This window comes from Arthrobacter sp. SO3 (assembly GCF_020532825.1).
GTDB lineage: Bacteria > Actinomycetota > Actinomycetes > Actinomycetales > Micrococcaceae > Arthrobacter.
In genome coordinates this window covers 1-7,358 of sequence record NZ_MQTS01000083.1, presented here as the reverse complement: position 1 = coordinate 7,358, position 7,358 = coordinate 1, and the positions used below count along the sequence as shown (strand labels likewise).

7 protein-coding genes are annotated in these 7,358 nt (G+C 67.2%); 5 read left to right on the top strand and 2 right to left on the bottom strand.

Annotated features, from left to right (window positions below):
• Positions 1-893: proline dehydrogenase family protein (locus BJQ90_RS08645; RefSeq protein WP_226759916.1), on the bottom strand; the 893-nt coding region annotated here is incomplete at its 3' end.
• A gap of 220 nt (positions 894-1,113) precedes the next feature.
• Positions 1,114-2,577: an amino acid permease gene (locus tag BJQ90_RS08640; protein ID WP_226759884.1), complete on the bottom strand. Its 1,464-nt coding sequence runs from the start codon at positions 2,575-2,577 to the stop codon at positions 1,114-1,116.
• A 145-nt stretch (positions 2,578-2,722) separates the two neighbouring features.
• On the opposite strand from BJQ90_RS08640, the gene BJQ90_RS08635 reads away from it, so the two are divergent.
• From BJQ90_RS08635 to BJQ90_RS08615, 5 genes are all read left to right on the top strand, one after another.
• Positions 2,723-3,634, top strand: a complete 912-nt coding sequence (locus BJQ90_RS08635) for a LysR family transcriptional regulator (protein WP_226759883.1) — start codon at positions 2,723-2,725, stop codon at positions 3,632-3,634.
• A 95-nt stretch (positions 3,635-3,729) separates the two neighbouring features.
• On the top strand, positions 3,730-4,158 hold the full coding sequence (panD, locus tag BJQ90_RS08630; RefSeq protein ID WP_197410622.1) for an aspartate 1-decarboxylase: 429 nt from the start codon (positions 3,730-3,732) through the stop codon (positions 4,156-4,158).
• Between the two features lie 116 nt (positions 4,159-4,274).
• Positions 4,275-5,201 carry an AEC family transporter gene (locus BJQ90_RS08625; RefSeq protein WP_226759882.1) on the top strand — a complete coding sequence of 309 codons (927 nt, stop codon included), beginning with the start codon at positions 4,275-4,277 and terminating at the stop codon, positions 5,199-5,201.
• Between the two features lie 43 nt (positions 5,202-5,244).
• Positions 5,245-6,375, top strand: coding sequence for an FAD-dependent oxidoreductase (locus tag BJQ90_RS08620; RefSeq protein WP_226759881.1), 1,131 nt, complete (start codon positions 5,245-5,247; stop codon positions 6,373-6,375).
• Positions 6,376-6,536: 161 nt separating this feature from the next.
• Positions 6,537-7,358 (top strand): HNH endonuclease family protein (locus BJQ90_RS08615; protein ID WP_226759880.1); only part of this gene is annotated, 822 nt, incomplete at its 3' end.

The following is a 7,358-nucleotide window of genomic DNA, read 5'->3' as shown; positions in this document are numbered from 1 at the left end:
GCCCAGTCCTGCAGGCGGATCATGGCGGCGAGCGCGTCCGGGAGGTAGGCCTGGAGCACGATGCCCGCCTCGAGGTCCCTGAACTCCGGCTTGTCCAAAATTCGGGTGAAGACCGCAATGGTCATGTCCAGGTCCTTGTACTCCTCCATGTCCAGGTTGATGAACTTGGCTTTCTGTCCGCCGGCGGCAAACGAGGCGGCGCGGGTGAAGAGCGGCGTGAGCTTCTCGACGACGTGCTCCACGGCCTCATCGAAGGCCCAGGCCGAGTGCGGGGCCACGGTGGAGGAGACCTTGATGGAGACGTAGTCGACGTCGGGGCGGGACAGCAGCTTGTGCGTGCCCTCGAGGCGGCGTGAGGCCTCGTGTTCGCCGAGTACGGCCTCGCCCAGGAGGTTGACGTTGAGTTTGATGCCGTCCTTGCGGATCTTCGCGATGGCGGGGCCCAGCTTGGCGTCGGTGGCATCGACGATGAGGTGGCCGACCATTTCGCGGAGCACCCGGCGGGCGATCGGGATGACCACCTGGGGCAGGGCAGGAGCCATGGAGCCGCCGAGGCGGACGGCACCGCGCATGTACCAGGGCAGGAACGCGGGGACCTTGGGGGCCAGGGCTGCGAGATTGCGGGCGGCAACCTCGAGGTCCTCGGGCCGGACAACGCCGTCGACGAATCCGACCGTGAAGTCCAGTCCGTTGGGGTCCTTCAGGACACCGGCGAGCTGCTCGGCCGAGGCATCAATCGGGACCCTCGCCGCGTCGCTGAGCCAGCGGCGCACCAGCCCGATGGCCTCCTCGGCGAGCGCGGCGGCTTCGAGGACCGGAGAGCCTTCCGCGACGGCGGCGTGTCCGGCGTCTTTGCGGGCGTTCACACCGGACTCCGTTGAAATGTTGGTCATGGCTGGCACTCGTTCTTTCTCGAAATGGGGACCGTTCTAAACTCAGTATGCGACCGGATTTTCATAAGATAAAGCGATGTTTTCCGAGCAATACTGGTTAGAAAAATCGAACGGTGCCGGGGCCGCCGGAACCGCCCCGGAACGCACGAATGCGCTATCACTTTTGGCTCCCAAAACCGGGGTATGGGAGCCAAAAGTGATAGCGCAACCGGGCAGGGAACTAGCCGACGTGGCGGTGCATCTCCACGGCTTCCTCGTGCCGAGGGCTGTCCGGGTTCATCAGCGAGTTCTTGCGGCCGTAGGTGAAGTAGATGACCAGGCCGATGACGAGCCAGACGCCGAAGCGCAGCCAGGTCTCCCAGTGCAGCTGGAGCATGAGGAAGCCGGAGGCCAGCACGCCAAACGCCGGAACGAGGGGCATGAGCGGCAGCCGGAAGGTGCGCGGGGCATCGGGCCTCTTGTAGCGGAACACGATGACCGAGAAGCAGACGACGACGAAAGCGGCCAGGATGCCGATGTTGGTCAGGTCGGCGACGGCCTTGATCGGGAACACACCGGCCAGCAGCGCGGAGGCGACTCCGGCGATCCAGGTGACGCGCTGCGGGGTGCCGTGGCGGTCCGTCTTGGCGAACCAGCCGGGGAGCAACCCGTCGCGGCTCATCGAGAACCAGACGCGGGTGACGCCGAGCAGGAAGGTGAGCATCACGGTCAGGATGGACAGCACGGCAAAGACCGAGATGATCGTGGCGATGACCGGCAGGCCCACGCTGTTGAACGCGGAGGCGAAGCCGGCTTTGGGGTCGATCTCCTGGTAGTTCTGCATGCCGGTGAGCACCAGGGTCGCGGCGACGTACAGGAGCATCGCGACGATAAGGGACATGATGATGGCCTTCGGCATGTGCTTCTTGCCGTCGGTCGCCTCTTCCGCGGCGGTGCTCATCGCGTCGTACCCGAACACGGCGAAGAACACCGTGGCAGCGCCGGCCACAACCGGGCCAAACCCGCTGGGCATGAACGGGTTGTAGTTTCCCGTATCGATGTAGAAGATGCCGAGACCGATGATGAACAGGATCAGGACTACCTTGACCCCGACGGCTACGAGTTCGAACCGGCCGAAGGTCTTGGTGCCGCGGGACAGGATCCAGGTCACCAGGAGGCAGACGGCAATCGCGGGAACATTGATGATCCCGCCGGTGCCTTCATCCGGCGTCGCGGTCATCCAGGCCGGCATATGGACGCCGATGCCGGAGAGGAACGCGTCGAAGTAGCCGGATATACCGATCGCCACCACGGCCACAATCGCGATGTATTCCAGCAACAGGTCCCAGCCAATGAACCAGCCGATGATCTCGCCGAGCGCCACGTAGCCGTACGTGTAGGCCGAACCGGCCCGCGGGATCATGCCCGCGAACTCCGCGTAGGACAACGCGGCGGCCGCGGAGGCGAGTCCCGCAATCAGAAAGGAAAACAGCACCGCCGGGCCGACGCCGGGCTCGGACTCGCTGCCGTGGGCCACGAGGCCCGCCAGGGAAAAGATGCCGACGCCGATGATGCCGCCAACGCCGATGGCGGTCAGCTGCCAGAGCCCGAGGCTCTTTAACAGGCCGCTGTGCAGGTTTTCTTCCTCGATGTCGTCGATGGGCTTGCGCCTCATGATCGACCTGGCTATGTCTTTTGTACTCATTTTCGGGGTCTTCCGCTCAGGGGTGGTGCCCATCAATCCGCCCTGTGATGGGGGTTACTCGACGACAACAGTATGCAAGCCGGATTGCATTAGATAAAGTGAATTCTCCTAATCAATAAACATTAGAATTCACAAAGGAATAGCGATGCTGGATGTCCGGCGGTTGCGCCTGCTGCGCGAATTGAAGATCCGGGGCACCCTGGCCGAGGTCGCGGAGGCGCTCCAGTACAGCCCGTCGTCGGTCTCGCAGCAGCTGGCGCTCCTGGAGAAGGAAGCCGGCGTCGAACTGCTTCGCAAGACCGGACGCCGGGTCCAGCTGACCCCGCAGGCAGAGGTCCTCGTGGCCCACACGGCCCACCTGCTGGAAACGCTGGAACAGGCCGAGGCGGATCTGGCCGCCTCACTGACCACCGTGACGGGCACGGTCCGCGTTGCGGTCTTCCAGTCCGCGGCGCTGGCCTTGATGCCGGATGCCCTCACCCGAATGTCCTCACGCTATCCCGAAGTCCGGATCGAAATGATCCAGCGGGAACCCGAAACGGCACTTCATGAGACCTGGGCCCGGGACTTTGACCTGGTGATTGCCGAGCAGTACCCCGGCCATGCGGCCCCCCGCTATGCCGAACTCGACCGGCTCCGGCTCACGAGCGATGCCATTCGCCTCGCGGTTCCTCCCCGCTCCTCCGAGCGCCCGGCGATTACGTCCCTCACGGACACCGCCGGGCTGGCCTGGGTGATGGAGCCCCGCGGCGCGGCGTCACGGCACTGGGCCGAACAGGCCTGCCGCAGCGCCGGATTCGAGCCCGACGTCCGCTTCGAGACGGCCGACCTGCAGGCGCAGATCCGGCTGATCGAATCCGGGAACGCCGTGGCCCTGATGCCGGACCTCGTCTGGACCGGGAGAGGCACAACGTCGCAGCTGATTACCCTGCCGGGTGATCCGCACCGGAGCATCTTCACCTCGGTGCGGCGCTCCAGCGTCAAGCGCCCGGCCATCCTGGCCACCCGGGAGATCCTGGCGGAGACAGCGGCGTCCATCCCGCCCGCCGGCCCGTAAGCCGGCGGGCGGCACTGGCGGGCGGTGCCGGCCTGCGGGGGGGTGTTGGCTTGCTCACAGCGCTTCCGGCGGCCCGGCGCTAGACTGGATCCGTTATGAATCGCACAATATTCAAGTCCAAAATCCACCGCGCCACGGTCACGCACGCGGACCTCCACTATGTCGGTTCGGTCACCGTGGACCTGGATCTGCTGGAAGCGGCCGACATCCTGCCCGGCGAACTGGTCTCCATTGTCGACGTCACCAACGGTGCCCGGCTGGAGACGTACACAATCGCCGGCGAGCGCGGTTCCGGGGTAATCGGGATCAACGGCGCCGCCGCGCACCTCATGCACGAGAACGACATCATCATCCTGATCACCTACGCCCAGATGACCACTGATGAAGCCAAGGCCTACAGCCCCAAAGTGGTCCATGTGGACAAGGACAACAAGATTGTCCAGATCGGCAACGACCCCGCGGAGGGCCACACCCCCGGGATCATGCGCCCGCCGTACGCGCTGAATAACGCCACGCTTAACTGACGGCGTCAGCGCGCGGGCGTACTTCTGCCGTAACAGGCGTCGGGCGTAATTAAAGCTGATTACTCTGGAAGGGTGACTGCCGCCCATTCCCCGCCTTCGACGTTGCGGAGTGCCGCGTGCTAGGCGTCCTCGCCGGTTTCTTCGTGGTCTGGTGCATCATCCTGGTGGGCATGTTCGTCGGCCGGCGCGGAATCCTGGGCGAGAACGCCCGCTCCGTACTCAGCGCGCTGACATTCTTCGTCGCCAGCCCGGCCCTGCTGTTCGACACCCTCAGCAAGGCCAAGGTCCACGATATTTTCGCCGCCCCGCTGCTGGTGACGGCGGTCGGCGCCATCGCGACGGCGGCACTCTTCTTCGGCATCGTCCGCTTCCTGCTCAAACGCTCCGTGCCCGAATCCCTCATGTCCTCCATGAGCGCTTCGCTGGCCAACTCCGCCAACCTCGGCATCCCCATCGCCGTGTACGTCCTGGGCGACGCAAGTTATGTGGCGCCGCTGCTGATCTTCCAGCTGGCTTTCTTCACCCCCATGTTCCTGATGGTCCTGGATGCCACCACCAGCAAACACCGGACCACGCCGCTGAGCTTCCTGCTGATGATCCTGCGGAATCCCATGATCGTGGGCTCCGGGCTGGGCCTGACGGTGGCCGCCACCGGCTGGCAGGTGCCGCCGCTGGTGATGGAGCCCATCCACCTGATCGGCGGGGCCGCGATTCCGGCCATGCTGCTCGCCTTCGGGATGAGCCTGAACGGCTCCCGCCCGCTGCACGCCTCGGCGGGGCGCCGGATCGAGACCCTGCTGGCCAGCGGCTTCAAGCTCATTGTCCATCCGCTGCTGGCCTACCTCCTCGCCCGCTTCGCCCTGCAGCTGGCGGACCAGGCACTTTTCGCCGTGGTGGTGACCTCCGCCCTGCCCACCGCGCAGAACGTTTTCGTGATCGCCAACCGCTACCAGACCGGCCTCACCGTCGCCAAGGACACCATCCTGATCACCACGGTCGTCGCCGTGCCGGCCATGATCGGCGTGGCCCTGCTGCTCGCCTGAGCATCCCCCGCACCGCTCCCGCACCACACCATCCGGAGGACCCATGAGAACCAGCCTGGACACCGTCATCATCGGAGGCGGGGCCATGGGCTCGGCGGCGGCCTGGGCCCTGGCCAGCCGCGGCCGGGCCGTGACCCTGCTGGAACAGTTCAGCCCCGGGCACCGCAACGGCGCTTCCCACGGCGCCACCCGGAACCTCAACCCCGGCTACGCCGATCCCGCCTACGTCGCCATGCTGGCCGAGGCCGTCCGGCTCTGGGACGAGCTCGAGGCCGATGCCGGAGAGCGCCTGCTGGCGCGCACCGGCGTCGTGAACCACGGGACCGACCCGCTGCTGGGGCAGGTGCGGAGGGCCCTGCAAGGGGCCGGGCTGCGGGCCGAATTCCTGGGTGCAGCGGAAGCGGCCGAACGGTGGCGCGGCATCCGGTTCGACCAGCAGGTGCTGCACATGCCCGACGGCGGGCAGCTGAATCCCGATGCCGCCCTGCCGGCGCTGCAGCGCCTGGCCGCGGGCCGCGGCGCCGAGATCCGGCACCGGGTCAAGGTGCTGGAGCTCGTGGTGGCGGACGACGGCGTCCGGCTCACGGTCGACGCCGGCGGCCGCACCGAGGTGCTGACCGCGCGGCAGGCCGTGGTCACCGCCGGTGCCTGGACCTCGAAACTGCTCGGCGGCCTGGTGCCCCTCCCCCGGCTCACCGTCACCCAGGAACAGCCGGCGCACTTCGCCGTTGCCGACAAGGGCGCGGTCTGGCCCGGGTTCAACCATGTCCCCGGCCAGAGCGCGGAATTCGCGGACTGGTACTCACCGGTCTATGGCATGCCGACGCCGGGCGAGGGCATCAAGGCCGGCTGGCACGGCGTGGGGCCGGTCGTGGACCCGGACCGGAGATCCTTCACGCCGGAACCAGTGCAACTGGCGGCGCTGCAAAGCTACGCGCGGCGGTGGCTGCCCGGCGTGGATGCCGACTCCCTCGCCGACATCAGCTGCACCTACACCACCACCGCGGACGAGAACTTCATCCTTGACCGCATTGGGCCGCTCGTGATCGGTGCGGGCTTCTCCGGCCACGGGTTCAAGTTCACCCCCGTCGTCGGGCGGATCCTCGCCGACCTGGCCACCGGCGACGGCCCGGCGCCGGCGATCTTCTCGGCCTCCCGCCCCGGGATCCGCTGACCCCCGCCCCCAAAAAAGCAACGCGGGGTCACATCGCGCCCATCCGGGGGTCCGGCATGGGCGCGATGTGACCCCGCGTTGCTGTGTGCGCCGGTAGGCTGGGACCGGTCTTAAGCCGCCCCGCGGGTAACCCCGGGGCAACAGCATGAAGTAAGGACAAATTGCACAGCGTCAGAACCCGCGGCACCGCCAGGTCCGGGGCCGTCGACTGGATCGCGGCCGGGCTGGCAGGGCTGCTGCTGATCTCCGCCACGGCCTGCGCCGGCACGGGGACGGCCCCGGCCGCCGCCCCGACAGCCGTCGTGAGCACAGCCGGCAGCCCGGCGGTCGCCTCCCCGGAACCGAGCGCCGAAAGCACCCCGAACCAGCAGCCGGCCTTCGCTGCCAAGGCCCTGGACGTCCTGGCGACGATCCCGGTCAAGGGCCGGGCGCCCAAGACGGGCTACTCGCGCGATCAGTTCGGCCAGGCCTGGGCCGACGTCGACCGCAACGGCTGCGACACCCGCAACGACATGCTCCGCCGGGACCTGACCGACCTCGCCCTCAAGCCCGGCACCGGGGACTGCGTTGTCCTTTCCGGCATCCTGAACGACCCCTACACCGCAACCCTGATCAACTTCCTCCGCGGCAACAGCACCAGTGACGCGGTGCAGATCGACCATGTGGTGGCCCTCAGCGACGCCTGGCAGAAGGGCGCCCAGCAACTCACCGAGGCCCAGCGGCTCTCCTTCGCCAACGATCCGCTGAACCTGCTTGCGGTGGATGGCCCCGCCAACCAGCAAAAGAGCGACGGCGACGCCGCCACCTGGCTCCCTGCGAACAAGTCATACCGCTGCGACTACGTGGCCCGCCAGATCTCGGTCAAGTCCAGCTACGGGCTCTGGGTCACCGCGGCCGAGCACGATGCGATGGCACGGGTGCTCGGCGACTGCCCGGACGCAGCCGCCCCCGGCAGCGGGGAGGCGCCGCCTCCCCCGATACAG

What these genes read in the sequence shown, in the direction of transcription:
- BJQ90_RS08640 (WP_226759884.1), bottom strand. Translation starts at nt 2,577, where the DNA reads ATGAGTACAAAAGACATAGCCAGGTCGATCATGAGGCGCAAGCCCATC.
- BJQ90_RS08635 (WP_226759883.1), top strand. Translation starts at nt 2,723, where the DNA reads ATGCTGGATGTCCGGCGGTTGCGCCTGCTGCGCGAATTGAAGATCCGG.
- panD (WP_197410622.1), top strand. Translation starts at nt 3,730, where the DNA reads ATGAATCGCACAATATTCAAGTCCAAAATCCACCGCGCCACGGTCACG.
- BJQ90_RS08620 (WP_226759881.1), top strand. Translation starts at nt 5,245, where the DNA reads ATGAGAACCAGCCTGGACACCGTCATCATCGGAGGCGGGGCCATGGGC.